The sequence below is a fragment of the Vibrio sp. CJQ_6 genome (assembly GCF_043106745.1).
GTDB lineage: Bacteria > Pseudomonadota > Gammaproteobacteria > Enterobacterales > Vibrionaceae > Vibrio > Vibrio furnissii.
The window spans coordinates 246,729-272,374 of sequence record NZ_JBICMV010000035.1 but is presented as its reverse complement, the minus strand read 5'-3'; the positions used below and the strand labels follow the sequence as shown (position 1 = coordinate 272,374).

The following is a 25,646-nucleotide window of genomic DNA, read 5'->3' as shown; positions in this document are numbered from 1 at the left end:
AGACGTTATTCCTGGATCGGGACGGCGGATTCATCTTTAAACAGGCAAATGGTGCGCGCCGAGCCACTGACTTCCATCGTCTTTCCCTTGGTATTGTTAAAGCAGTAAATGGTTTTACTCTCCCCATCAATCGACTGCGTCTTTTCAACATATTCCCGTTCGTCGTCATCAAATAACAGACTCAGTTCATCGCTCAATAGATTAGAGATTCGATGTCCTGATGGACTGATCGTCAGATAAGCCACAGCGCTAATCATGGATGAAAAAGAGAGCGCACTCACCAACAGTAACTTTTTACGGTACTCGTGATGAGGTTTGGTGATGGGGGGGCGGGGCTTTTTAGGGCGGTTAGTGGCGTGCTTTCGTTTGGTCTCCGTCACGATTTTGTAGCCAATTTTAGGCAGGGTTTCGATTTGAACGACCTGCTTTAAACAACTGTGATTGATTTGCTTTCGAAGGCGAGAGATACACTGGTTGAGGCTGTTTTCATCCACCAATAACCCTCGGTTGCCCCAAATGGCATGAAGCAGGGTTTTGCGCATCACAAATGTGTTCTGATATTCGAGCAAGGTGCACAGTGCGACGCACTCATTGTAACTGATCAGGTATCGTTCCCCATCGGTGGAGAAGATGCTGAATTGCTCAGGCAAAAATACACTTCCATCGCTGAACTCGTACTGACATATGTTGAAAGTCGGCTGATATATATAGCCTTCAAACTCTTTCATTATAATCCCTTGTTATCTATGTATGGAAAGGTTTGGTCTATTTGAATGTCACAGAATTAAATATTGTTATCCACATCATTCGCATGGATTCTATTTATATTTTCTTGTTTTTGCATATTACATGTCATTAATTTATGTTTTTTTATATGAATCACTGTGAAAAAGGGTGTTTCATTGGGTTGATTGTCCGTTTCTTGTTGTAATTCATTCGCTGCGTTTGTTGCGGCTTTTGTGTCGTATGATGCCATCAGTCATGAGCGTAGTTTAATAAACAACGAGTTCCATTGAATTGATCAATGAATAATGAATGAATTGATTAATTGAGTGGGTTAATGATTATTTAAAATAGATAGAAATAATATTTATAACGGAGTTAATTCATGCTTTTTAAAACGAAAAGAAACCTGTTAATGGTCGCCACAGCATCGGTTTCAATGGTTGGTGCGACGTTGTCTGCGCCTGCGCTTGCAGACAACGCCACCAACGTTTATTTCAAGGGAGAAATTGTGGAGGCGGCTTGTGGTTTGGCACCTGACAGTATCGATCAAACCATCGAATTGGGTCAGCACCCAACGCACATTTTTAAAGCGAAAGGCGACCGCTCAACACCGGTATCGTTCAACATCAAGTTGACGGATTGTGATACCACCATCTCCAAGACGGCGAGCTTTACCTTCCTATCGAACCAAGACGCCACCGGCAAACTGTTTAGCGTGGAAGGCGGCGCCACCGGCATTGGCGTGCGTATTCTGCACAATGGCAAACCGGTCGATAACGGCGCAGTTGCAGCGAGCAACACCCTGCTAGATGGTACCAACATTGCGTCGTTCTCGGCTGCGTATGAAGCGAACGTCGATGTCACGGCTAATCCGGTGACCGCCGGTAATGCGGAATCGTGGGCGCTGCTTCGCGTGAGCTACCAATAATAAGATTGCCACAGCTTCGGGCGGCGCTCGAAGCTGTGTACCTGCCGTTTAATCTGGATATTCCCAATGCGCTTAGAGTTAACAATTATGCTCTTGGGCAGTATGACTATTGCTTCATTTTCTACATCGGGTGCTGAATTTAATAGCCATTTTATTAAATCATCCAGTGTGGTCGATCTGAGTAAATTTAATCAAGCGAACTATATTCCAGATGGAATATATCAGTTCGATATTTTCTTTAATCAGGATTATCTCTATACCGAAAGAATATCCGTTGTCTCTGAACAGGTGTGTGTGACCCAAGCAATGATTGAACGTATGCCACTTAATTCACTTGGGTTGGGAAAATATTTGTCGACATTCATGCCTGAAAATAAGGAATGTTATCAGCTCTCACAAGTGGCATTTTCAAATGTCCAGACTGATTTAACCAAAGGTCGAATGGATATTACCTTGCCGCAGGAATATTTGGCGGAAGAATATAAAAATGGTTTTGTGAATTCAAATCTATGGGACGACGGCATCGGCGGTGTGTTCTTTGATTATCACTCCAATTATTTTGCCACCAAACAAAATCAGGATAGCGATTGGTTTGATGACTGGACGACCTTTGGCGTGGTCGGTGTCAATGCGGGGCCTGTGCGTTTGCGTGCCAATTATCAGCAATCGTCGCAAACCCGAGGCGAGCTCACCTCATACTACGGCTACCTACCATTGCGCCACATAAAATCCAAATTGAGTTTTGGCAACACCGCGTTTGGTTCGGAGATCTACGCGTCGTTTCGCATGAATGGTGTGCGGCTGCAAAGTGACGATCAGATGTTGCCCGCTTACCTGCGTGGCTACTCACCGGTGATTTCCGGAACCGTTGAGGCCCCTGCGGTCATCACCCTTTCTCAGCAAGGGCGCGTGCTGAAAGTGGTCAATGTGAATCCCGGCCCGTATGTGATTGACGATCTGTCGCAGTCGAGCCAAGGCGAAATCGATGTCGAAATTCGGCTGGCAGATGGCAGTGTGCAGCGGTATCAGGTCAACGGCGCATCGGTGCAGTATTTGACGCGCCCCGGGCACATTCGTTACAGCTTGTCGGCTGGCGCGCCGGATCGCGACATCTATGCACATCGGCCCGGCTTCGTCTCGGCGGAAGGTTCGTATGGCCTGAATAACCAACTGTCGCTGTTTGGCGGCACGTTACTCTCCAGCGACTATCAGGTTTACACCCTCGGTTCTGGGGTGAACTTTGGCAGCATGGGGGCGCTGTCTGCGGATGTGTCGTTTGCCAACACTGAACTACCGGATGGTGAATCGTTGTCGGGCACCTCGATCGGCGTGAGTTACAACAACACACTCACCGATTGGGGATTGGGGATGCGCGTTGCGGGCTATCGCTTTTCTCAGGAGAAATTCTACGAGTTCGATGAGTACCTGCACAGCTTTGATGCGCGAAATCAGGCCTTGTTGTATCAGGCCAACAATAACAAGAAAGATGAACAGTACATCACGCTGACGCAAAGCATCGCCAACACCAATTTGTTTTTCTCGTACAACGCGCGCAATTACTGGGATTCTCGCCGCAGCTCGGAACGCTACGACCTCACCGTGTCGCAGCCGTTGTCGGTCAATGGGTTGATGTTCTATCTCAATGCCAACGTGTATCGCGCGCAGAGTCGTCACGTCAGTTACAGCGATACTCAAGGTTGGCAAAGCACCGACGCCAGTCAGGATGAGAATGGGTGGTCGGTGGGGATTTCCATTCCCCTTGGCAACAGCCACACCGTGTCGATGCAGTCGCGCCACACGGCCGATCGTTACGCGCAAACCCTGTCTTATGCGGGGCGTGATAACGCGCGCAATGCCAACTATCGCCTTGCATTTGATGAGTATGAAGGCGAGTCGGTTGGCGTGAGCGGCAACTATCAGCGCAACTTTGCGTATGTCTCGACGTCGCTCGGCGGCAGCGTACAAAGTGATGCGTACAAGCAGGTCAACGCCAGTGCGTCCGGTACGGTGTTGATGACTCAACATGGCTTGGCTTACAGCAATTTAACGGCCGGAGACACACGCCTGCTACTCGACACCAGCGTGCCTGATGTGACGATTCAAGGCACGGGCAAACAGGAATCGAATGCGTTTGGTTTAGCGTTGGTCAACGGGATCACGCCGTATCAAAAAAGCCAGAACACGGTCGATTACAAGGCGCTGCCGAAACACGTTGAGGTGCTGGATTCAGTCAAAAGCGTGGTGCTGACAGAAGGAGCGATCGGCTATCAGTCGGTTCGTGCTCGTCAGGGCGAAAGCTATTTGGCGCGCTTGGTCTCGCGTGAACCCATTCCGTTTGGCGCATCGGTGATCGACGAACGCAATCAAGAAGAGGTCGGCCTCGTCGGCACGGCGCAAGCGGTTTATCTCTCTGGCGTCAATCAAGAGAGCGAATTGAGGGTGATTTGGGGGCAAGCCCAATCCTGTCGCATCGCGATGGAAACTCCACAACACGGTGAGCGTTCGATTCGCTTACTGAACTGTCATTAAATGTTTGAGGCGATATGAAAACACATCTCACTTGGGTCGCGCTGCTTTGGAGCGTGTTGGCTGCCAGTGCACACGCGGCGTTGGCGCTCGATCGCACGCGGATCATTTTTCCGCAGCAGAGCGCATTGGAAACCGTGCGGGTGAAAAATCCGGCTGAACAGCCGTACTTGTCACAGGCTTGGATCAGTGATGAACAGGGCAATGAAATACTTGAACCGTTTATGGTCGTGCCGCCGCTGGTGCGCATTAACAGCGACGATTATGCCGTATTGCGGATTGAAAAAGTGTCGGGGCTGGATGAATTGCCAAACGATCGCGAAAGCGTGTTTTATTTCCACGTGCGTGAAGTGCCACCGAAAGAGATGGCGTCAAGCGCGCAGAGCCGAGTGGGGCAAACCGGCGGCTCGATTCAGTTTGCCATTGAATCGGTCATCAAACTGTTTTATCGCCCGGCCGCGCTGAGTCAAATCAAGAACATCGATTTGGCGCAGGCCAAAGCGACCTCGATTGAGATGGTGCAGGAGGAGATCTGGCTGGAAAACAGCTCACCGTTTTATGCCACTTACTTTTCGATCACCGACAACCAATCGAATCCGGTCAAAGGGTTTGAGTCGATCATGCTAAAACCGTTCAGCCGCGAAAAACTAACCATGGCGGTGAAGGGGGAATACTTCATCACTCACATTAACGATTACGGCGCGCTGATCACCAATCGATATCAATGTGGCAATCAGCGGTGTCAGTTTGTTGATCGCGTGAAATAGGAGTGTTGTGACATGCAAGCGATTCGCGTGGTTTTACTTTTCATGTTTGCCTTGGGATGCACTTTGGGTGGAACGTCGGCATGGGCGCTCGCCTGTTATAGCAGCGATGCTGGCGGCGTCTTTGGCGGCAGCGGGCCTGGCGGTTCGAGCCGGTTTTATATCGACCCATCGGCGTCGGTGCCGGAGAGTGCGCCCAATGATCAAATCGTGTGGCGCGGCGCGACTCAGACCGTCAGCATCACCTGTTACAAAGACGCGTCCAATCACCCAACGTTGAAAAAGAATGATGAGCAAGTTTATTTCTGGCCGGGCAAAACGGGCGACATCGGCGTGCCGGATATTCCGGGGATCAAAATCGGCTTTCGTTATCAGGGCATGGATATTTACGGAGCCAAAACGCCCGTGAGCGGCTTTGTGGTTGAGCGGTGTAAAACGGGCGAATCGAACTCGGCGTGTGAGGCGCGCACCCAGATCACCAAAGTGATCACCTTTCAACCGATCATCGTGACCGCCTCGGGAACATTTACGGGTTACAGCTCGGCGCTGAACATTTTTCAGGTCGATGGTGAGAAGGGCTACAACAACCGTTACGCCAACTATTTCAGTGTGATTGAAAACATGGATGTGTTGCAGCCATCCAAATGCGAGGTCGAAATTGAACTGCAAAATGACGATATCGACTTTGGCTTGTTGACCGAAAATGATGTGCGCAACAGCGTCACTCAGCCACTGAATATTGTGGTGCGCAATGTCAAATATGGCTCGGATTGTCAGGCCGTGAAGCTGCGCGGTTATTTCAGCAACATTCGCGATACGGGCAACAATCAATACGTGCCGGTGTTTGGTTCGGATGGTCAGCCGATGCAGGGAGTGGCGATTCGAATTGAAGATCAGAACGGTCAACCAGTCGAACTCAATGAGCCGATTGGTGCTGGGTTTGAAATTGAACAAATCGGCTATGAACGTTACCGCGCGGTGTTGTATGCGCGTGATGCCAATGCCATCGACAAGGGCAGCTTTGAGGGCATGGTGGTGTACTCCGTGTCTTACCTGTAGGAAGGAACATGATGAGCAAGAGATTCTTTGTGTGGATGACCATCATCACGGTGCTGGTCTCCTACAGCCTACTGGCCGCCGAAGTGCCCCATGAGTCTTGGGATCGATCTGGGTTGTATTTTTTTGCTGGTGGCGGGAAAGCCGAACTGCGCGGCAGCGATGTGGCCGCGAGCGACAACATCACGCAGCTGCGCTATGGGGTTGGATATGCCTTTCCGTCGCTGAGCACTGAAATTGGCTATCGCGATTATTCCGATGGCAAAGACTTGACCGTTCGAGGTTGGGACGTGGTGGCGAGCCAACCCCTGTTGCAATGGCAAGCACTGGGCCTTCGCGCTGGGGTGGGCGGTTATGTGTATCACTCACAGACCGACAACGCCCTCTATGACAGCAACACGCGCTTTACTGGCGTGGCGCCCATGCTCACGGTGGGCGGGGATTACCAGTTGCATGAAAATATTGACGTGCGGGTGCAGTATGAGCGCGTGTTCAATCTGGCGTTGGTGAGTCCGATGTACGATCGTAAAACGCATGCCGATCTTGACCAAATTAGCCTTTCGGTGGTGGTCAAACCTTGGGCGAGCAACACCTATGCGGCGCCGATCCTCACGCCGCGCCCGATGGCGGTTGTCGCTGAGGTGCCGTCACTCCCTGTCGAACCGGAAGAAATGCGTTTTGAGCACGTCTGGGCCAGTGATGATTATGTGTATAACTCATATCAGCTGACGCCTGCGGTGAAAGCGCAGTTAAATACGATCATCGCCGCGCTGGTGACGCAGCCCGATTATGTGATTCATATTACGGGCGGTGCGGATTCACGCATGGCGTATCGTCGCTATAACCACCAATTGGCGCTGCGCCGAGCGCAAGCAGCGCAAAGCTACCTAATGCAACACGGCGTCAAGCCCGGGCAGATTGTGGTGGCGGCATCGCTGACCCATCTGGCGCAAGGAGAGGCAGACAATCCGGCCGCGCGCAAAGTGACTATCGATGTGCGCCGCTCCGCCGAGGTGTCCTCCCGTTAATCAAACCTCGTGATGGTTAGCACCCACGTGACGTGTTGATCAAATGCGTCACGTGAAAGCGTGCCCCAGCAGCGGCTGGTTTCGTACTCACGTTGCCGACCGCTTTGCTGCCCACGTTGATGCCTATTGGGGCGCAAAACAAGATAAGTCCTTAATGAAAAACAGGTTGTTTCAAGACAAAGAGCTGAGTTAGCTTAGTTGGTGATATTTCACACACTATAAAAACACAACACACAACAGGAATGTATAACCATGTTAAGGACAATTACTCAGCTGTTTCCGCTGTGGGCGGTGCTGTTCTCCGTCTGCGCCTACGTATTTCCCGCGACCTTCGTGTCGCTGAAAAGCCAGATCGTGCCGCTCCTGACCATCATTATGCTGGCCATGGGGCTGACGTTACGACCGAAAGACTTTCTCAATGTGGTCGCCAATAAAAAAGCGATTGGCATTGGCCTTGTGCTGCAATTCTCGGTGATGCCGCTTGCGGCGTTGCTGATCAGCGTGCTGCTCGGCTTCGACCCGATGCTGACCATCGGCATGGTGCTGGTGGGCAGTGTGGCAGGGGGTACGTCATCGAACGTGATGTGTTATCTCGCCAAAGGCGATGTGGCGCTTTCGATCACCATGACGTCGATTTCAACCTTATTGGGCGTGGCGCTCACGCCGTTGTTGGTGGAATTACTCGCGGGTCAAAGCGTGGATGTACCAGCGCTCAGCATGCTGATGAGCTTGGTGAAAATTGTGCTCGTGCCGGTCGGTGTGGGGTTGCTGCTGAATGTCTTCTTGCATACCGTAACGGAAAAGCTGGAGCCGATTTTGCCCTTGGTCTCCATGGTGGCGATTGTGCTGATCATTGCGATTGTGGTGGCGTTGAATGCTGAGCAATTGACCACCATTGGGCCGATTGTTGCGGTGGCGGTTATTTTGCACAATAGCATTGGCCTTGCTGCCGGTTACGCAATTTGCCGCGCTATAGGGTTCCATGAGAGCATTTGCCGCACAGTGGCGTTTGAAGTGGGCTTACAAAACTCAGGTTTAGCGACGGCGCTGGCGATGAAATTCTTTACGCCCGCCTCTGCGGTTGCCGGCACCATTTTCTCGATTTGGCACAACTTGTCAGGCTCGTTATTGGCGGGGTATTGGGCCAAGCGTCCGTTAGACCATCGCGCGGGGGCGACATCCTCCGAGAGCGCATCAGACACCCAATAAGTGCGGTCATCATGTTGACGGTCACGAGTCGGAAAAGAAAAGGGCCAACATTGTTGGCCCTTTGGTTTGGTGTTATCCACTGCTTTTTTTTAAGTTATTAGGTTGAAGGCTGCTCAACAGTTTGAGTGTCTTCCACCTCAGCGCTCGGTTCTTTGCCGGTTTTGCGCTTGTACTTCTCTTCCCAGTACGTGGCGTTTTTAATACCCAGTTTCACCGGGTTGAAAATGTATTCACTCACGCCTTGCTTTTGCTGATCTTCATAATCTTTCAGCGCCGCCATGGTGGGTTTCGCCATAAAGAAGATGATCAGAATACCCACGATGTTCAGCCAAGCCATCAGGCCAACACCCACGTCACCCATGGCCCACGCAAGGTTTGCGGTTTTAACTGTGCCGTAGAACACGGCCGCCATGATCGCCAGTTTCAGGATGAACATCAGGCCGTCCACTTTGAAGGTACGACGGATGTAAGCAATGTTGGTTTCTGCGATGTAGTAGTACGCCAGAATCGTGGTAAAGGCGAAGAAGAACAGCGCAAAAGCGACGAAGGGTTTACCCACGCCAGGCAACGCACTTTCAATCGCCATTTGGGTAAACACTGGGCCGTTGGCGCTGATGTCTGCGGCGATGTTTTGCACCAAGAACGCACCTTCTGCGCCGCCGTGTACGTTGTACGCACCGGTGATCAGAATCATAAACGCGGTTGCAGAACAGACCAGCAGCGTATCGATGTAGATCGAGAACGACTGAACCAGACCTTGCTGAGCTGGGTGCTCAACACTGGCCGCCGCTGCTGCGTGTGGGCCGGTCCCTTGGCCCGCTTCGTTGGAGTACACACCACGTTTTACACCCCAGCCGATGGCAGCACCGATCCCCGCCATTGGCGTGAATGCGTCACCCACGATCATGGCGAAGATGCGTGGCACTTCACCGATGTTGAGCAGAATGATCACGAATGCGGTGATCACGTACGCCAGCGCCATGAATGGCACCACGATTTGCGTGAAGTTGGCGATTCGTTTCACACCACCAAAGATGATGAAACCCAACAAGATAGAGACAACCGTACCAGTAAAGATTTTTGCGAAACTGTAAGTACCGATCCCGGTATCAATCATTGGGCCTGCACCAAATGCGGCTTCCACGGCGTTGCCGATACTGTTCGACTGTACACCCGGCAGGAGCACGCCACATGCGAAGATGGTCGCGATCGCGAAAATCCAAGCGTACCATTTCTGACCCATCGCTTTTTCGATGTAGTACGCTGGGCCGCCGCGGAATTCGCCGTCGTCTTCTTCTTTATAAATCTGTGCCAGTGTCGATTCTGCGTATGCGGTTGCTGCGCCAAAGAAGGCGACCACCCACATCCAGAAGACGGCGCCTGGGCCACCAAAGCCGATCGCTGCTGCAACGCCAGCGATGTTACCTGTCCCCACTCGGCCTGACAGTGAGACGGCTAGGGCTTGAAACGATGAAATCCCTTTGGATGAGCTTTTGCCAGACAGCAGCAAGCGCCACATTTCAAAGAAATGACGGACCTGAACGAAACGGGTCAAAATGGAATAAAACAAACCGGCACCCAAGCAAAGGTAAATCAATACCGGGCTCCAGATAATTCCATTTAGAAAATCAACAAATGACTGCATGAGTATTTTCCCTGTTTAAAGATAGTTGTGTTTGTTTTGCGTTCAACATATTAATCTTTTTGTAACTCAAATGTTAATTGATTTGTCTGGTAATGCGCAGGAGCGTGATATGGAACACAAAACTCTGGAGTAATGTTAAATTTTGGCTGGCTTTATTAGCATTTGATTAATTAGTGAGCGTTTTGTGTCTTATTGCATTGAGTACGTAAACAATACGTCTAGGTATGAATAACTATTCGTTATAAAGTGCTGTGCTGAAAGCGGGGTAAAGATTAGATGATTATTCTGATTAAAAATTAAACAGCATTCAAATGCGGAGTTCGATCCGCTTCCCAAACTCTGAAGCGAAGATTGTATTGTGGAAAAATCTCACCTAAATTTGATGTAAGGCTTTGATTCTTTTAATGGAGTAACATTATGTTGATTCAAATAAACAAAAGTCTTTTGCGTGTGGTGGCCCCATCGTTATTCACGGCTTTGGGTGTCTTTTCTTCCTCTTCAGTGCTTGCCGACAACGTCACCAAAGTCTATTTCACAGGCGAGATTGTTGAATCGGCGTGCGGCCTCGCTTCCGACAGCGTTCATCAAACCGTTCAATTGGGCCAATACCCAACCCATGTGTTTAAAGCCAAAGGTGATCGCACGCAGCCCGTGCCGTTCACGATTCGTCTCACCGATTGCGATACCAATATTGCCCAGATCGCCAGCTTTACCTTTTATGCCAACCCAGATAGCAGCGGTAAGCTATTTCAGGTTGATGGCGGCGCTCAGGGCATCGGGGTGCGCCTTTTCTACAATCATCAGCCGCTGGATAATGGTGCTGTTGCGACTATGAAAACACTGGCCGATGGCGAGAACGTCACGCACTTTGCCGCCGCCTATGAAGCTAACACGGATGTGACCACCTCACCCGTCACGGTCGGTCGCGCGCAATCTTGGGCGCTGCTGAAAGTGGCTTATCAATAAAACCACCGCGCCAGCATGAGTGCATCACGCTGGCGCAGTTTGTTGCGTTCAAACGTGCTCTGTTAAGAGGCGTTTTGATAGCGGAACACGTTCAGGCCGCTGGTGTCGATCTCCGCTTTGCCGCGGGTCATAATGTCTGCCAGCAGATGCGCGGAACCACAAGCCATGGTCCAACCCAGCGTCCCGTGACCAGTGTTGGTGAACAGGTTATCGAACTGCGTCGCGCCGATGATGGGCGTGCCATCAGGTGTCATCGGGCGGAAGCCAGTCCAAAATTGCGCTTGGTCGAAATCGCCCCCTTGTGGGAATAGATCGCGCACCACCATTTCAATCGTCTCTTTACGTGCAGTTGGAATCGATGGGTCAAAGCCTGCCAGCTCTGCAGTGCCCGCCACACGAATGCGGTCATCAAAGCGGGTCAGCGCCACTTTGTATGTTTCATCCATGACGGTCGATTGTGGTGACAGCTCTGGATTCACGATTGGTACAGTCAGTGAGTAACCTTTAACGGGGTAAACCGGAATATCAATGCCCAGCGGTTTCAGCATCGCTGTGGAGAAGCTGCCCAGCGCCACCACGTACGCATCGGCTTTCAGTAGGCCTTTATCGGTTTGGACACCGACGATCTTTTTGCCTTCCGTCGCCAGCGATTTGATTTGGGTATCGAACTCAAAACGCACACCGTGAGCTTTTGCTAGTTCCGTCATTTGCTGACAGAACAGGTAGCAGTCGCCCGTTTCATCATCCGGCAGGTACAAGCCGCCCACCAGTTTGTCTTTCACTGGAGCCAGGCCCGGCTCTTGCGCGATACACGAGTCGACATTCATCAGTTCAAAACGCACGCCGCTCTCTTCCAGCAAACGCATGTCTTTTTCAATCGAGACCAGCTGCTTTTCATCACGGAACACTTGCAGCGTGCCTTGTTGACGGCCCTGATATTGCACATTGTGCTCTTTGTTCAGTTGGGTCAGACACGCGCGGCTGTGGTTGGCAATCGCCAGCATGCGCGCTTTGTTGACTTGATAGCGCGACAGTTGGCAGTTGGCCAGCATTTGCGTCATCCAACCCAGCAGTTTGGGATCCAGCGACGGTTTAATTTTCAGGGGCGCGTGTTTTTCAAACAACCATTTGACCGCTTTTTGCGGAATGCCCGGCGCCGCCCAAGGGGAGGAATAGCCGTAAGAGATCTGTCCGGCGTTGGCGAAACTGGTCTCTTCAGCGCTGCGCGGCTGTCGGTCGACGACCGTGACGCTGTGTCCTGCCTGAGACAAGTACCATGCTGAAGTGAGACCGACCACACCACTCCCTAATACGATAACTTCCATAACGACTTCCTATGACAAAGGCTGTTGATTGTTTAAAACGACTGACTGTTTTATGAAGCCGCGATATCAATAGGGCGACTTCTTGTTTGTGGGGAGTAGTTTCTTTGCTTTACCTTTTCTTAACAATCGATAATATTTATCACCAGTGTTTAGTTTTCCTATAAGCAAGCGATGTTAAGAAAGTCATGTTAAAAAGCCACAATGTCTCCGCGTTACATACCTTTATGCAGGTCGCGCAGCACCCGAGTTTCAGTAGTGCAGCGAAAGCACTGCACCTGACTACGGGGGCGATTAGCCAGCAATTGTTGCAATTGGAAGGGCAACTAGGTTTTAGTCTGTTTGAACGACATTCACGAGGCGTACGTTTAACCGAAGCGGGGCAGACGCTGCTCACGGTGTTGCAACGTAGCTTTCAGGAAATTGATTCAGCAATACAAAGCCTTAGCCAGCGTGACAATCGCAAAGAGATTCGCCTCAAGCTGACGCCTTCGCTGGCCTTCAAATGGTTAGTGCCGCGCTTGGATGATTTCTATCGCCATAACCCGGACATTCAGATTCAAATGTTTGCCGAAGGCGCGCTGGTGGACAGTGACCGCCGAGATTTCGATCTTGCGATCGACTACGGCCCGCTGCCATACCCAAAACCAAATGCAGAAATGTTGATGGAAGAATCGTTGCTGCCGGTGATGAGCCCGGCTTATCTGGCAGCGCACCCGCAATTAAGTCATGCCGCTGGCTGGCAGGATGTGGTGCTGCTGCACGATGCCATGCCGTGGGCTAAAGCGCCGCGCGATTTCGAATGGTTGTACTGGGCATCCGAGATGGGATTGGAACTTGCGACCCAACGCGGCCATTTCTTCAACCGTACCGACATGGCGATGTCTGCCGCCGAAGCAGGCGTGGGTATTGCCATGGCGCGTATGGCGCTCATCACCAACGAACTCGACAGCGGCAAACTGGTCACGCCTTTTACCCCCATCGCGGCCAACGCCGGTTATTTTCTCATCACCCACACCGCCAACGACACCACCCGCATCTTCCGCGATTGGCTGAAAGCGCAGATTGAGGGCCGCTGAAAAGGAATGATGGCGGGAAGGATAGACGGTGTGTCGATACTTGGCTCACCAAAGATGGTGAACTCAGCCTTGTGCAATGTAAGCATTGGACAGCGCGAAAGGTTGGGGTCCAAGTGTTGCGAGAGATGTATGGTGTGATGATTGAACATCAGGCCAGCAAAATGATCATCGTGACCTCTGGTGATTTTACCGCTGAAGCGATCACTTTTGCTCAAGGTAAACGGTTGTGGCTAGTCAACGGGAGCGAATTAGTTCACATGATCGAAGAGGGACGAAACTTGACGCAAAAGCCGGTGATTGAAGAACCATCTCCTCAATTTCCTCCTAAGTTGTGTCCTAAATGTCATTCTGAGCTGGTCGTGCGTCTCGCGAAAAAAGGCCAGAATGCAGGCAAATCGTTTTACGGCTGCACAGCATTTCCGAAGTGTCGGTATACCTGTGATTGTTGAGAGTCTCTGGGCTTGAGCATCCCAGTGTTTAGAAGCAATACGAAGGTTGTCGTACTCAGCTCAAATTGTACTTAGGTCTGAACGATGTAGATACAAAAAGGGCCAACTCTTTCGAGTTGGCCCTTTCCAAACGTTTGGCCCGGTGTTATCAGGCGTGTTTGTTTAAATGCATGATATTTAATGTTTTTTATGATTCGAGTTTTATCTTGGTACTAAAACCACTTGTGATAAACAAGTGTGACGCTTTGTGTCTACGTCACGGGCTGCTTGTTTGTGCTGCAGCTGCGACTATTGAGGAAGTCGAGCTGGGTTTTAATCTCCTTCTCTAACTCACCGACATAAATCAATGATGTTTCGATATTGGCATATTTTGCGCTTCTGCTTGCACTAAACCAATTGAATGACCCCACAGCCATATACCGATCATCAGCAAAAACGCTTTTACTATGGACACCATTTATCACGTTGATAACGATACCAAGTTGTTCCAAGGTCGCACAACAATGTTGAAACGCTTTTACCTTATTGGTATCTGGGTGATTTGCGACCGTGGTATTGAAATGTCTGTCGGTGTGTATGGTGATTTGAACACCTTTGTGCAGTGCCGTTTTTAGTAGTTCTAGTTGCCCAGTTGATTGCAGTTTGTCTAGCAGTAACCAAGGTGAGACGATATCAATGCTTCGTTGTACTTCCCCCAACAGTTTAGACAAGAACGCATCGTGCTCCTCGGCATTGGTGAGCAATTTTGGATGGCCGCATATTTGTAATAAATCGGGACGCTGACCAACACTAAACTCAAGCTCATTCCGCTCGTCAGTGAAGAGATACTTGGCCAGTAATCCTCGTGGAGAAGATGATGGAGCCGCTTCAATGATATCCAAATCACCAAAGACCAAGAATGCATCTTTGGCTCGCGAGACAGCGACGTTAAGCATTGAAGGATCCATGTCGATAAACCCGCCATCGTTGTGTCTAGTATACACCTGAGAAAAAATGATGATTTTGCGCTCAGCACCTTGAAGGGAATGAACGGTGCCAACGGTGAGTTGATCTTTCCCTTTACCTGCTTTGATCTCGTAGGCATGACACGCGGTTTTGATCTGGTTCACTTGAGCTGAAAATGGCGTAATGATACCCACACATTTGGCCAGTGGTTCACCGTAGTAATTCTCTATTTTAGCTTTATTAGCATGTAGCCATGCAGCGATAGTTTCTGCTTCTAGTTTATTGCGTCGGCTGCCGCTAAATGACTCTGCGATACCGTCGACGTGTAAATGACTGAAAGGAGAGTAGAGGCTATCTTCAGTTGCTTGTCCTCTCTTGGGGATCAGGATGCCCTGATAGCAAAGTTCATTGCAGTACGAGATTAATTCATCATAACAGCGTCGGTGTTCTTGCAAAAACATGCCAGGTTCCGCTTCTTGCATATAATGAAAACGGCTTGCTTGTTGGGCTACATGCATCGCACTGCCAGTCACGACACTTCGGCCCGCCTCTTGAATGGCTGTGTATTCATCGTCTGATTTGATCACTTTATGTTGTTTTAAATTACCTCGATCAATCGATGAGCTCACATTTCTAATCGGCGGGATTTGGTAAATATCACCGATCACCAAGGCTTTTTTGGCGAGTGCGAATGAGGCTGCGGCAACTTCTGGGGCCACTTGGCCAGCTTCATCAACGATCAAAAGGTCTATTTCATTAAGCAGATAGTCTGTTTCAAACTCATTATTCCCAACGTGAGACTGATAAGTCATATGAGAAGGCAGAGAATGGAACGTTGATACAATACAAGGGGTGAGCATCATCCGCCGCTGCCAACGAGGACGAACTGTTTTCAAGCCTGTTTTCCGGGCCTGCTTGTTCAGTTCTTGGCCCATATCTCTGCAACTCAGTAACCAGCATGCTTCCCAGTAATGGACAGCTAAGCGGAACATTCGAAAACGGGTCGTGATATCCAAAACCGAATCGATGTCGGCCAGTTGTGGAATGGTTTGTTCTGGAGCGTTCTCAGTAAGGTGATTAATAGAATCAAGCCAATTTTGCTGTGATTGCTCAAACTTTTGATACTGCTCTAACCAAGATTGATATCGGTTATTTTGATCGTCAAAATCATCTTTTTTGCTAGAAAATACTTGCTTGAGTAGGCTCTCAAATCGATCTGATGACAGATTTTCAATGTGTTCTTCATCGTGCTCAATAAGGCTGAACATGAAATTTTTGCGCTGAAGTTCAAGTTTGTTCTTGATTGGCGATAGCCACCTAAACAGAGTTAACCATGTAGATTCGTTGCCTAGGTAGGTTCGCCATGCAGTTAACCGTTCTTTGGCGTTATCTTTCAATGCTTGCGCATTAGAAACCGCTTGTTGTTGATCTGCCAATGTTTGTTGTGGATTGTCCCCAAGGTGTGAATGGATGTCATTCAGTTGGCGATTGTAGTGATGCCAATTGCTTTGGATTTGATCTAACTGGGTTTGATGTTGGCGTAATTCGACAAGGAGATATATTTTAACTTGCGTTACATCAGCAAAATTCTGTTGTGGAAACGCCTGTTTTGCTCTATCCAAATAATGCGCTTGGGCTTGATCGAGAAAATCCAATTGTTCGACTTTTTCATAGAAATGCTTAGTTTGGTAGCGTTTGGCAGCTTCCGATTCACCATAGGCTGATGGCAGGTAGCCTCCGTAGCTAAAAATGTCGGGTAACCATCGGCCTGATAGCTCATCGTCGCCCTCATCGAAATCTTTACCAAAAGCATCAATGATGTTGGTTACGGCTTGGTTATTCGTCGATGCTGCAATGATGAGCGGTGGCTGACTCTCTTTTAGCGCCGATTCAATCCACAATGATGCGACTACAGATAGAACAAACGTTGTTTTACCCGTGCCCGGAGGGCCATTGACCGCAAGAATATCGCCTTCCTGCAGGGCTAAGGTGTGGGCCAAAGCATCGCACTGCGCTTTAGCTAACGGGAATTGACGATTTGAGTGACCAAAACGCAGATTCACTGTCTGAGATACATCAAGACACGCATCGTGGTTGGTTACTGTTTTTGCCGCGTAACTATCAAGCAGAGGCAAGTCTTTGCTTGAATTACAGAGGTTATCGTACAGTTTTAAAATATGTCTTGAGGCCCCTAAACACTCGCTGATTTTGTTGACTAAACCACGACTTTCAATGTCTTCGTAGAACTGCTCGATTCGGGATCTATCGCAGTAGTCGGCAAACAGTTTTTGGGTGAGCCCGTAATAGTTTTGCCAATCTTTTTGATGGTTCAGATACTGTTCTTCTTGTTCGAATTTGGTTGGAATACCTTCAGCCGATTGGGCTGTTATTTCGTGCACTGTCAGGAATTTATCGAGTTTATCGACGTCAGCTATAGTAAAGGTGTCCGTCCCTTGAGGAGCAAGTAAATCACGAGGTATGAATGGCGCGGTGTGGGGAAACATTAGTCCTTCACGATTGATCCACAAAGAGCAAATAATTGGCGTCAGTACCCCTGGCATATTGCCGCTGTAATCTTTGCCATGAACCTTCCTAAGATAGTAGGTAACTGGGCGAAGATGAATTTGTACAGCGGTGAGGGTATCTGGTTCATTGCGAAACAGCTCTTCTAGCAAGGGAGAACCCGGTTCCAGCCTACCTTCTTTGAATTCGTTAGTTGTCGTCCGCTCATAATTTGTCAGATCTTGCTTTTTTAATGCACCTTTCGCGCTGTCGGCATCGGCAAGCGAATTACGCCAATAGTGAACCCAGCCCTGATTATTCATACCTCACCTTGGAAACTTTGCTTTAAATGTGTGATTTAAAAACAGTATTCTATTTCATACAGAACGTTTTTATTGGAACTTTGGTCGATTATTTGATGGAAGTAATGTGTGAATAAAAATTAGTAGGCGCGAATTCTTTGATGATGAGTTAAATGGGGGATCTGTAATCAACTGAATTTCGAATCAGTTAAAAGCCTGTCGATTAAACATAATGAATAAGGGACTTGTTTGAAGGCCAAACCATTGTCCGAATGGATTGCCAGACGACAACAACGTTTGTTTTCTCGATAACACAAAACTCCATCTTTAGTTTCTCAGTTGATAAAAATTGGCTCATCGAGCGACTGTTAATTATTCAGAGAACACAAGTAATGAAAGAAGTTATTTAGAAGTTCATGCCGTGCATCTTCGTCGTTAGAAAAATTTGCATCAAAATTTCTTGTTGGTGCGCTGTGTTTTGATATCGATAAATAGCACAGGCTTGAGTGCCAAAATCTAGAACAAATAGCTTAAACATGAAGATAGAAATACAAAAAGGGCCAACTCTTTCGAGTTGGCCCTTTCCAAACGTTTGGTGGAGCTGGCGGGAGTTGAACCCGCGTCCGAAAACCATTCATCTTTGGTACTACATGCTTAGTCGATCTTTAATTTCACCACCGCCTGCGAACCGACACGCTAACGAATGGCTAACCTGAATTAATTCTCGCGCTTCATCCCTCAGGTGGGGGAATCCACGCCAGCTTGATTGGGTTTGACCTTCCTGATTTCCCCGTCTTACAAGCGGAAGCTAGGGAGGAAGGGCTCTGAGCAGGGTATTAAGCTGCTAGTGCGTAGTTTTCGTCGTTTGCGACTATTTTTTTGCGGTTTGTTAACGAGGCCTACCGCACCTCGGCATGCACCTTAGACTTCAAAATTCCCGTCGAATCCTGAATCAGCCCCAAGGTATTGTTCGCATACTACCAGAAAAGCTTTTGCTGTCCAGCCATATGCGTTCAAGTGGTTAAGATTAGCGCAGGTTGTTGCTCTTCATGACGCGAGCTTTCTGACGCTGCCAATCTTTTTCTTTCAAATCGTCACGTTTGTCGTGCAGTTTTTTACCTTTCGCGACACCGATTTTGATTTTCACCCATGAGCGAGACCAGTAAAGCGCAGTGGCGATCAGAGTCATGCCTTCACGGTTGATACGACCAAACAGGTTGTCGAGTTCACGACGTGACAAGAGCAGCTTGCGTACACGGGTCGGGTTTGCGACGACGTGCGTGGATGCTTGCTGCAGTGGTGTAATCGTCATACCGGAGATAAACGCTTCTCCGTCACGCAAGAAAACGTAGCTTTCTGCGATATTGGCTTTGCCTTGGCGTAGAGATTTAACTTCCCAGCCTTGGAGCTCCATACCAGCTTCGATTTCATCTTCAATGAAATACTCATGGCGAGCTTTTTTGTTCAGCGCGATAGTGTTGCTACCCGCTTTTGTGTTTGATTTTTTCTTTACCATAGTGGGCGCATTATACGGATTGGTGAAAGGTTAGGAAATGCTTTTCTTTGCGTAGCATAAGGTTAACGGCAACAGAGCTCAAGAGGGATTGATGCAGTAACTTGAGGTCGTGCGGGGATAAACGTACAATCGCTGCAATGTGATATTCCCAACGGACCGATTGCGGTGGGATCATCCGTACAAATGATGAGTTGAACAAGAATTCTGGGTAATGTGAGGAGAAAAGATGAAGCAAGTCAGTCGTTCTGCTCTGGTGTCTTTCAGTGCAGATCAGATGTTTCATTTAGTGAATGATGTGGCTCGTTATCCGGAGTTTTTACCGGGATGTTCCGGTTCGCGTGTGATTGAAGCATCGAACGATAAGATGGTTGCGTCGGTAGATGTGTCGAAAGCGGGTATCAGCAAGACATTTACCACATCCAATGAATTGAATCACGGCGAGTCTATCATCATGAATTTGGTTGATGGCCCGTTTCGAACGTTGCGCGGTGGTTGGTATTTTACGCCGTTGGATGAGCAAGCGTGTAAAGTGGAATTGAAGCTGGAATTTGAATTTTCTAGCAAGATGATTGAGATGGCGTTTGGTAAGGTGTTCAACGAGTTGACGGGGAATATGGTGAACGCTTTTACCAAGCGAGCCAAGCAGGTGTATGCGCTATGAGTATTGAGTCAGACATGATTCACGTGGAAGTGGTATACGCACTTCCACAGGAACAGCGCGTCCTCACGCTGGTGGTGAATAAAGCGATGACGGTTGAAGAGATCATCGAAACATCAGGCATTTTGCAGATGTATCCGGAAATTGATCTGAGCAAAAATAAAGTGGGTGTATTTAGCCGCAACGTGAAGTTGGATGCGACGGTACGCGACCGTGATCGCATTGAAATTTACCGACCGCTACTGGCGGATCCAAAAGAGATTCGTCGTAAGCGTGCCGAGCAAGCGAAAGCGGCCGGCAAGGCGGATCCGGTCACGGGAGGCAAACCCAATGCCTCGCGTAAATCAGACGCAGATTAAGCCACACAAAAAAGCTCGCCAAGGCGAGCTTTTTTCATGCCTGATCAGTTCAAGCTTTCAAAGAAATTATCACTTTGCTGGAAGTCACCCGCGATATTGACCAAGGTGCCGCCATTGTTGAAGTTAACCACCAGATTTTTCTGAATGGATGCTTCGTGCCCTGCGGTGTGGTGATAAATGTAGTACCAGGTATCCGGATAACCGTTTTCAACCAACATGGGTGAGCCCAGTACAAAACGGACCTGTTCTTTCGACATACCGAATTTCAACTGGTCAACGGCCTGTTGTTCGATGTAGTTGCCTTGGTTAATGTCGATACGATAAACCAGACGTTCTAGAACGCTACAGCCAGACAACATCGTCAAGGCCAGAGGAAGGGCGACAAGCCACTTGGTAAACTGCATATTTAAAATTCTATAGCTGATGAAACTCAAAACTGGGGTGATAATAAACAAGCTCAGGGCAGATGTAAAAACATCCCGTGTCCTCTGAGCTTGTTGAGACTACGAATTTTGAATTAGGTTGCAAAGCGTGAACAAAAAATTCATTTTTTGTGCGCTAGGCAGCAATCAGCAGCTCTTTAGCGTTCGCCAGAGTCGATTCGGTGATTTGGCTACCGCCAAGTAAACGAGCCAACTCTGCGACACGTTGTTCGTGATCGAGTTTGACCATCTGCGTTTCGGTTTTGCCGCCTTTGGTCTGTTTTGCCACGAACAATTGGTTGTGACCACAGCCTGCGACTTGGGGTAAGTGCGTGACACACAAGACCTGCGTGGATTCACCCAGCGTGCGCAGCATTTTCCCGACGACAGCGGCGGTTGGGCCTGAAATCCCCACATCCACTTCATCGAAAATGAGGCTTGGTGTATCGACTTTCTGCGCGGTGATCACCTGAATGGCAAGTGACATCCGTGACAGTTCACCACCAGAGGCCACTTTGGCAATTGGCTGCAAAGGCTGGCCGGGGTTGGTGGACACCAAGAAGGTGATGGCATCAAAGCCAAGCGGAGAAGGCCCCCCTTGGTTACACACATCAATTTTAAACTGCGCATGTTCCATGCTGAGTTCGTGCATGCTTTGGCTGATGAGCTTATCGAGCTCTTTGGCATAGCGGCTGCGCGATTTGTGCAGTTTCTCTGCTGCGGTCACAAACAACTGATACTTGGCGTCCACTTCATCAGTCAATGCATCCATTTTCTCTTCTGAGCAATCGAGCAGCGCAATTTGTTGCAGCAAATCTTGGTGATGTTGATACAGCGCATCGGGTAAAACGTGATGTTTGCGCGACAGTGACATGATGCGTGAATAACGCTCTTCCACAAACGCCATGCGCTCAGGGTCAACATCAATACTGTCGAGGTAGCCACGCAGCTCACTGTTGGCTTCTTCGAGTTGAATCATGGCATCTGAAATCATGTTTGGCAGCGCGCCGAGTTTGCTGTCCAATTCTGCCAGTTCAATCAACGTGGCACTGGTGGACTGCAACAGACTGAGTGCGTTCACTTCGTCGCCTTCGTACAAAAGGTCGATGGCTTTTTGGCAGTTGATCGCTAGATCGCCGCTATTGGCCAAACGTTTGTGCTCTTGTTCGAGTTCGGCGTATTCGTCTTCGCCAATCGCCAGCTCATTGAGCTCTTTGATCTGATACTCCAGCAACTGCAATTGCGCTAGGTTCTGCTGGCTATTTTCTCTCATTTGCTTGAGCTGGTTATTGGCTTGACGCCACCCTTGATAGCTGAGACGGGTCTTTTTCAGCAAGTCGATGTGGCCGGCGTATTGATCCAGCATCGCGAGCTGATATTCCGGTTTCATCAGTTGTTGATGCGCATGCTGACCGTGAATGTTGATCAGCAGTTGACCGAGGGATTTGAGTTGCGACAGGGGCACCGGGCTGCCATTGATGAATGCTCGTGAGCGGCCATCTTTGGTGATGGTACGACGCAGAATGCAATCTTTGCCATCCAAGAGATCGTTATCTTCTAACCAACGAGTGGCGTGAATATTGTTATCCAGAACAAAGGCGGCGCTGACTTCGGTTTTTTCTTCCCCTTGTCGCACCATGCTGGCTTCTGCGCGGCCACCCAAACACAGACTCAGCGCGTCTATCGCAATGGATTTACCTGCACCGGTTTCTCCGGTAATCGTGGTCATTCCTTTTGACAGCTCAAGCTGCAGAGATTTCACAATCGCAAAGTTATTCACACTTAAATGAGCCAGCATTTTTGCACCTGTATAATTGAACAATACTGTATAAGAAAACAGTATATACTGTTTCTTTATACAGTAAAGTTGCCCAGGTGAAAATTTTCAGGTGGCGAAATAAAGTGTGAGCAAACTCAAAATAGCTTGCTGGACCACCCCAGTTTATTCCGCAGGACATGGTAGTAGCTGTAGTCCTCAGGATGGATCAGTCGCAGTACGTTCGGGCTTTGATAAATATGAATTTCATCCCCCGGAGAGACCGACAACGACACCTGGCCATCACAGCTGATTTCCTGCGTTCCCCGGTTGTCCGGAGACACGATGAGTTTGATGCGTCGTTTGCCATCGACCACCAATGGGCGGCAAGACAAGGTGTGAGGGAACATGGGGACTAAGGTAATGGCATTGAGACTTGGCGATAAAATGGGGCCGCCGCCGGAGAGCGAATACGCCGTCGACCCGGTCGGGGTTGAGACGATGATGCCATCGGAACGCTGAGAGAACGCGAAGTTGTTGTCGATGTAAACTTCAAATTCAATCATGCGCGCAATCTTGCCCGGGTGCAGCACGGCTTCATTGAGCGCTGCATTGTGGCTTTTGACTTGGCCATGGCGATGAATTTCGGCTTCGAGCAGAAAGCGTTCTTCTTCCATGTAGTTGCCGTTTAGGACATCGGCCAGCCGCGTTTGGAAATCTTCCGGATTGAGATCGGTAAGAAAGCCAAGATTGCCTCGGTTCACGCCGATCACCGAAATGTCAAAGCGCGATAGCACGCGAGCAGCGCCAAGCATGTTGCCGTCGCCGCCAACCACGATGGCGAGATCGGCTTTTTTTCCCAGTTCAATCAGGCTGCCGAAATGGTCTGATGGGATCTCGGTCAAAATTTCGCGCAGTCGCTCATCAATGAACACGGTCTTACCAAGAGACGTTAACCAATCATAAAGATCTTTATGTGTCTGAATCGCTTGTTGATCTCTCGGTTTTCCGATGATGGCGATCACGTCAAACGGGTTTTTCATAAGTTTTCCAACCGAATTAGGCTTGAATCAGAATTCTTCATCCCCATAATAAAGGCAAGTTACGCTTTTATGCGAATTTTTGTGTCAGGAAACTAAGAGATTTCAACTCCTAAGCACATTAAGTGTCGAGAGTTTTGGAGATATCATGAGCAACGAAGAAAATAAGATCAAAGACGAAGAGCTGCAACAAGGTGCGGTTGAAGTAGAAGCGGAAGCCGTTGGCACTGATGCTGATATCGATTGGAATCAAGACGCAGACGAGCTTGATGAAAAGGAAGCGAAAATTGCTCAGTTAGAAGCTGCACTGCTAACGAGTGAAGAGCGCGTGAAGGAGCAACAGGATGCGGTACTGCGTGCTCGTGCTGATGTTGAAAACATGCGCCGCCGTAGCGAACAAGAGATCGACAAAGCGCGTAAATATGCGCTGAGCCGTTTTATTGAAGAGCTGCTGCCCGTGCTGGACAACATGGAACGTGCGATTCAAGCTGCGGATGGTGAGAACGAGGTGGTGAAACCGATTCTGGAAGGTGTGGAGCTGACACATAAAACGTTTGTGGATGCGGTCGCGAAATTTGGCCTCAAAGAGATCAACCCAGAAGGCGAAGCATTCAACCCAGAATTCCATCAAGCGATGTCGATTCAGGAAAGTCCCGATCACGCATCAAACACCGTGATGTTTGTGATGCAAAAAGGCTATGAGCTGAATGGTCGCGTCGTACGCCCTGCGATGGTGATGGTAGCGAAATAATCTACTGACTGTGTATGAAAAGAGAGGCTTATGCCTCTCTTTTTTTGTTTGAAAAATACGTTGAATCGCTTGGTGTATCAGGGATGGCTTAATTAGTGTTGTTAGGTATTCCTGAATAGCTTATGAAACAGCCGGTTAGAGATAAATCCTGTTGAGATCGTTGTTTTTTAGTAAATGTTCTAATTTGCGCCATGTAACATTTTTGTAAATAAATACTTCTGATTGTTATCGCTGTGTGTATGATGCGCGGACGTTTAGCACCTTTGGTGACATAAACGACTTTATAACGATAAATACTCAACACAACAAACTGGAGTAGAACGATGGATAAATCGCTCTCATCGAAAATCTTTTTAGGCTTGTTTGCTGGCCTAGTTCTCGGGACCGCCATTCAATACCTGTTTCAGGGTGTTTCCCTGTTCGACGTGTATCTATTAGGTGCCGCAGAAGGTGCAGGCGGCATGTTCGTCTCGCTCATCAAGTTACTGGTGGTGCCACTGGTGTATGTGTCCATCGTGTGTGGCATCGTTGATCTAAAAGACATCTCCGCTTTTGGCCGTTTAGGCACTAAAACTTTTGCGCTTTATATCATCAACACCGTCATTGCGATTGCAGCGGCACTGACCGTCGGCATGATCTTCCAACCGGGTGCGGATGCGAACTTGGCTGGGACTGTGTCTCAAGCGGTGAAACTCACAACGACCGAAACGCCGGATATTTTCTCGCTGGTGGTCAACATTGTACCAAGCAACCCAGTACAAGCGTTTGCTAATGGCGACATGCTGCAAATCATCTTTATGGCCATTTTGACGGGGCTAGCGATTCAGGCGCTGGATTCACGTGGTGGTCCTGCGATTCGTACCTTTAAATTAGCCAACGAAATCATGATGAAGCTGGTGGGCTTGGTGATGAGCCTCGCGCCTTACGGTGTGTTCGCGCTGATGACGCAACTGGGTGCAACTTTAAATGCACACACGCTGATGTCGGTGGCGGGATACGTGGCCTTGGTGGTGGCGATGTTGGTGTTCTGGATCTTCGTTTTCTACCCGATGGTTGTGGGGATGACGACGAGCGTTTCACCCAAACAATTCTTGCGCGCGACTCGTGAACAGGTGCTGTTCTCTCTGTCGACGGCCAGCTCGAATGCAACCATTCCGGTGACCATGCGCACGCTGACTGAAAAGCTGCAAGTGTCTAAGTCTGTCGCGGGTTTTGGCGTGCCGCTGGGCGCGACCATGAACATGTCTGGTGTGTCTATCTATATTGCGCTGGCAACGATTTTTGTTGCGAACGCCTTTGGTCAGCCGATCAACTCGGCAGACATCTTTACCCTCGGTTTAACCATTCTGTTGCTGTCAATTGGTGCCGGCGGTGTTCCGGGTGGTGGCGTGGTGATGGTGGGCGTGCTGCTGCACCAACTGGGTCTGCCACCTGAAGGATTGGCGATCATTGCGGCGGTCGACCGTATCAATGACATGTTCTGTACTTCGTCAAATGTGGTGGGAGATACCGCTGTGAACACCATCGTGGCGAAGAGTGAAGGGGAACTGGCAACCGCAGATGACGCGCAAGCTGAGCTGGCGACAGAATCGCGTTAAGGCAGAAATTGACCTCTATTTATCCAAGCGAAGCCAAGGCTTCGCTTTTTTCTTACTAAAAATTCAAAATTTTTTTGTTTTTACCCTTGAAAAGGTATT

21 protein-coding genes, 1 other RNA gene and 1 pseudogene are annotated in these 25,646 nt (G+C 49.1%); 13 read left to right on the top strand and 10 right to left on the bottom strand.

Translation table 11 applies throughout. From position 1 onward, the window contains the following. Positions 1 to 5: 5 nt before the first annotated feature. Together ACF8PK_RS19235 and ACF8PK_RS19230 are read right to left on the bottom strand one after the other, a co-directional pair. Entirely contained in the window at positions 6 to 728 is a 723-nt protein-coding gene (locus tag ACF8PK_RS19235; RefSeq protein ID WP_392443105.1) for a transcriptional regulator, read from the bottom strand. A gap of 56 nt (positions 729 to 784) precedes the next feature. After that, positions 785 to 976 (bottom strand): hypothetical protein, encoded by a 192-nt coding sequence (locus ACF8PK_RS19230; RefSeq protein ID WP_038152738.1) that lies wholly within the window; start codon positions 974 to 976, stop codon positions 785 to 787. Between the two features lie 162 nt (positions 977 to 1,138). Here ACF8PK_RS19230 and ACF8PK_RS19225 point away from each other — a divergent pair, with 162 nt between their 5' ends. The 6 genes from ACF8PK_RS19225 (at position 1,139) to ACF8PK_RS19200 (ending at position 8,237) form a co-directional block, all read left to right on the top strand. After that, on the top strand, positions 1,139 to 1,654 hold the full coding sequence (locus ACF8PK_RS19225; protein ID WP_004729305.1) for a fimbrial protein: 516 nt from the start codon (positions 1,139 to 1,141) through the stop codon (positions 1,652 to 1,654). A 102-nt stretch (positions 1,655 to 1,756) separates the two neighbouring features. Further along, positions 1,757 to 4,183: a fimbria/pilus outer membrane usher protein gene (locus ACF8PK_RS19220; protein WP_392443102.1), complete on the top strand. Its 2,427-nt coding sequence runs from the start codon at positions 1,757 to 1,759 to the stop codon at positions 4,181 to 4,183. A 14-nt stretch (positions 4,184 to 4,197) separates the two neighbouring features. Next, positions 4,198 to 4,947: a molecular chaperone gene (locus ACF8PK_RS19215; RefSeq protein ID WP_392443100.1), complete on the top strand. Its 750-nt coding sequence runs from the start codon at positions 4,198 to 4,200 to the stop codon at positions 4,945 to 4,947. A 12-nt stretch (positions 4,948 to 4,959) separates the two neighbouring features. Beyond that, positions 4,960 to 6,003, top strand: coding sequence for a fimbrial protein (locus ACF8PK_RS19210; RefSeq protein ID WP_238773107.1), 1,044 nt, complete (start codon positions 4,960 to 4,962; stop codon positions 6,001 to 6,003). Between the two features lie 8 nt (positions 6,004 to 6,011). Beyond that, positions 6,012 to 7,028, top strand: coding sequence for an OmpA family protein (locus ACF8PK_RS19205; RefSeq protein ID WP_392443096.1), 1,017 nt, complete (start codon positions 6,012 to 6,014; stop codon positions 7,026 to 7,028). Positions 7,029 to 7,280: 252 nt separating this feature from the next. Next, positions 7,281 to 8,237 (top strand): bile acid:sodium symporter family protein, encoded by a 957-nt coding sequence (locus ACF8PK_RS19200; RefSeq protein ID WP_392443093.1) that lies wholly within the window; start codon positions 7,281 to 7,283, stop codon positions 8,235 to 8,237. Between the two features lie 97 nt (positions 8,238 to 8,334). On the opposite strand, the gene ACF8PK_RS19195 is transcribed toward ACF8PK_RS19200, so the two are convergent. After that, positions 8,335 to 9,882 (bottom strand): sodium:alanine symporter family protein, encoded by a 1,548-nt coding sequence (locus ACF8PK_RS19195; RefSeq protein ID WP_004729293.1) that lies wholly within the window; start codon positions 9,880 to 9,882, stop codon positions 8,335 to 8,337. Positions 9,883 to 10,299: 417 nt separating this feature from the next. On the opposite strand from ACF8PK_RS19195, the gene ACF8PK_RS19190 reads away from it, so the two are divergent. Further along, positions 10,300 to 10,848 carry a fimbrial protein gene (locus ACF8PK_RS19190; RefSeq protein ID WP_014205623.1) on the top strand — a complete coding sequence of 183 codons (549 nt, stop codon included), beginning with the start codon at positions 10,300 to 10,302 and terminating at the stop codon, positions 10,846 to 10,848. Between the two features lie 62 nt (positions 10,849 to 10,910). On the opposite strand, the gene ACF8PK_RS19185 is transcribed toward ACF8PK_RS19190, so the two are convergent. Then, positions 10,911 to 12,173: a D-amino acid dehydrogenase gene (locus tag ACF8PK_RS19185; RefSeq protein WP_014205622.1), complete on the bottom strand. Its 1,263-nt coding sequence runs from the start codon at positions 12,171 to 12,173 to the stop codon at positions 10,911 to 10,913. Positions 12,174 to 12,358: 185 nt separating this feature from the next. Between ACF8PK_RS19185 and ACF8PK_RS19180 the strand changes: the two genes are divergently transcribed. Together ACF8PK_RS19180 and ACF8PK_RS19175 are read left to right on the top strand one after the other, a co-directional pair. After that, positions 12,359 to 13,249, top strand: a complete 891-nt coding sequence (locus tag ACF8PK_RS19180) for a LysR substrate-binding domain-containing protein (RefSeq protein WP_172561963.1) — start codon at positions 12,359 to 12,361, stop codon at positions 13,247 to 13,249. Then, positions 13,249 to 13,698 (top strand): annotated as a pseudogene (locus ACF8PK_RS19175) (restriction endonuclease); the annotation flags it as partial. The gene ACF8PK_RS19180 and the pseudogene ACF8PK_RS19175, both read left to right, overlap by 1 nt. A gap of 251 nt (positions 13,699 to 13,949) precedes the next feature. On the opposite strand, the gene ACF8PK_RS19170 reads toward ACF8PK_RS19175, so the two are convergent. The 3 genes from ACF8PK_RS19170 to smpB all read right to left on the bottom strand — a co-directional run bounded on the left by ACF8PK_RS19170 (position 13,950) and on the right by smpB (position 18,963). Beyond that, the gene (locus tag ACF8PK_RS19170) at positions 13,950 to 17,468 is read right to left on the bottom strand and encodes an AAA domain-containing protein (protein ID WP_392443089.1); all 3,519 of its coding nucleotides are present in this window, start codon (positions 17,466 to 17,468) and stop codon (positions 13,950 to 13,952) included. Positions 17,469 to 18,040: 572 nt separating this feature from the next. Next, positions 18,041 to 18,407: a transfer-messenger RNA gene (ssrA, locus tag ACF8PK_RS19165) on the bottom strand. Between the two features lie 67 nt (positions 18,408 to 18,474). Beyond that, positions 18,475 to 18,963 (bottom strand): SsrA-binding protein SmpB, encoded by a 489-nt coding sequence (gene smpB / locus ACF8PK_RS19160; protein WP_004729276.1) that lies wholly within the window; start codon positions 18,961 to 18,963, stop codon positions 18,475 to 18,477. A 226-nt stretch (positions 18,964 to 19,189) separates the two neighbouring features. Between smpB and ACF8PK_RS19155 the strand changes: the two genes are divergently transcribed. Continuing rightward, the gene (locus tag ACF8PK_RS19155) at positions 19,190 to 19,624 is read left to right on the top strand and encodes an SRPBCC family protein (protein WP_004729274.1); all 435 of its coding nucleotides are present in this window, start codon (positions 19,190 to 19,192) and stop codon (positions 19,622 to 19,624) included. Beyond that, positions 19,621 to 19,980, top strand: coding sequence for an RnfH family protein (locus ACF8PK_RS19150; protein ID WP_004729272.1), 360 nt, complete (start codon positions 19,621 to 19,623; stop codon positions 19,978 to 19,980). Before ACF8PK_RS19155 ends, ACF8PK_RS19150 begins: the two co-directional genes overlap by 4 nt. Before the next feature lie 44 nt (positions 19,981 to 20,024). Here the strand turns inward: ACF8PK_RS19150 and bamE are convergent, their stop codons facing one another. From bamE to nadK, 3 genes are all read right to left on the bottom strand, one after another. Then, complete coding sequence (bamE, locus tag ACF8PK_RS19145) at positions 20,025 to 20,384, bottom strand: outer membrane protein assembly factor BamE (protein WP_038152730.1); 360 nt, start codon at positions 20,382 to 20,384, stop codon at positions 20,025 to 20,027. A gap of 154 nt (positions 20,385 to 20,538) precedes the next feature. After that, positions 20,539 to 22,200 (bottom strand): DNA repair protein RecN, encoded by a 1,662-nt coding sequence (gene recN / locus ACF8PK_RS19140; protein WP_392443084.1) that lies wholly within the window; start codon positions 22,198 to 22,200, stop codon positions 20,539 to 20,541. Positions 22,201 to 22,316: 116 nt separating this feature from the next. Beyond that, entirely contained in the window at positions 22,317 to 23,201 is an 885-nt protein-coding gene (gene nadK, locus ACF8PK_RS19135) for an NAD(+) kinase (protein ID WP_004729266.1), read from the bottom strand. Between the two features lie 145 nt (positions 23,202 to 23,346). Between nadK and grpE the strand changes: the two genes are divergently transcribed. Further along, positions 23,347 to 23,949 (top strand): nucleotide exchange factor GrpE, encoded by a 603-nt coding sequence (gene grpE, locus ACF8PK_RS19130; RefSeq protein WP_055467113.1) that lies wholly within the window; start codon positions 23,347 to 23,349, stop codon positions 23,947 to 23,949. 323 nt (positions 23,950 to 24,272) lie between these two features. Then, complete coding sequence (locus ACF8PK_RS19125; protein ID WP_055467114.1) at positions 24,273 to 25,547, top strand: dicarboxylate/amino acid:cation symporter; 1,275 nt, start codon at positions 24,273 to 24,275, stop codon at positions 25,545 to 25,547. Positions 25,548 to 25,646 lie beyond the last annotated feature (99 nt).

Coding starts and splice junctions, on each gene's coding strand:
- ACF8PK_RS19220 (WP_392443102.1), top strand. CDS start 1,757: ATGACTATTGCTTCATTTTCTACATCGGGTGCTGAATTTAATAGCCAT.
- ACF8PK_RS19180 (WP_172561963.1), top strand. CDS start 12,359: ATGTTAAAAAGCCACAATGTCTCCGCGTTACATACCTTTATGCAGGTC.
- ACF8PK_RS19230 (WP_038152738.1), bottom strand. CDS start 976: ATGGCATCATACGACACAAAAGCCGCAACAAACGCAGCGAATGAATTA.
- ACF8PK_RS19235 (WP_392443105.1), bottom strand. CDS start 728: ATGAAAGAGTTTGAAGGCTATATATATCAGCCGACTTTCAACATATGT.
- ACF8PK_RS19195 (WP_004729293.1), bottom strand. CDS start 9,882: ATGCAGTCATTTGTTGATTTTCTAAATGGAATTATCTGGAGCCCGGTA.
- bamE (WP_038152730.1), bottom strand. CDS start 20,384: ATGCAGTTTACCAAGTGGCTTGTCGCCCTTCCTCTGGCCTTGACGATG.
- ACF8PK_RS19225 (WP_004729305.1), top strand. CDS start 1,139: ATGGTCGCCACAGCATCGGTTTCAATGGTTGGTGCGACGTTGTCTGCG.
- recN (WP_392443084.1), bottom strand. CDS start 22,200: ATGCTGGCTCATTTAAGTGTGAATAACTTTGCGATTGTGAAATCTCTG.
- ACF8PK_RS19205 (WP_392443096.1), top strand. CDS start 6,012: ATGATGAGCAAGAGATTCTTTGTGTGGATGACCATCATCACGGTGCTG.
- nadK (WP_004729266.1), bottom strand. CDS start 23,201: ATGAAAAACCCGTTTGACGTGATCGCCATCATCGGAAAACCGAGAGAT.
- grpE (WP_055467113.1), top strand. CDS start 23,347: ATGAGCAACGAAGAAAATAAGATCAAAGACGAAGAGCTGCAACAAGGT.
- ACF8PK_RS19215 (WP_392443100.1), top strand. CDS start 4,198: ATGAAAACACATCTCACTTGGGTCGCGCTGCTTTGGAGCGTGTTGGCT.
- ACF8PK_RS19210 (WP_238773107.1), top strand. CDS start 4,960: ATGCAAGCGATTCGCGTGGTTTTACTTTTCATGTTTGCCTTGGGATGC.
- ACF8PK_RS19200 (WP_392443093.1), top strand. CDS start 7,281: ATGTTAAGGACAATTACTCAGCTGTTTCCGCTGTGGGCGGTGCTGTTC.
- ACF8PK_RS19190 (WP_014205623.1), top strand. CDS start 10,300: ATGTTGATTCAAATAAACAAAAGTCTTTTGCGTGTGGTGGCCCCATCG.
- ACF8PK_RS19155 (WP_004729274.1), top strand. CDS start 19,190: ATGAAGCAAGTCAGTCGTTCTGCTCTGGTGTCTTTCAGTGCAGATCAG.
- ACF8PK_RS19170 (WP_392443089.1), bottom strand. CDS start 17,468: ATGAATAATCAGGGCTGGGTTCACTATTGGCGTAATTCGCTTGCCGAT.
- ACF8PK_RS19150 (WP_004729272.1), top strand. CDS start 19,621: ATGAGTATTGAGTCAGACATGATTCACGTGGAAGTGGTATACGCACTT.
- ACF8PK_RS19185 (WP_014205622.1), bottom strand. CDS start 12,173: ATGGAAGTTATCGTATTAGGGAGTGGTGTGGTCGGTCTCACTTCAGCA.
- ACF8PK_RS19125 (WP_055467114.1), top strand. CDS start 24,273: ATGGATAAATCGCTCTCATCGAAAATCTTTTTAGGCTTGTTTGCTGGC.
- smpB (WP_004729276.1), bottom strand. CDS start 18,963: ATGGTAAAGAAAAAATCAAACACAAAAGCGGGTAGCAACACTATCGCG.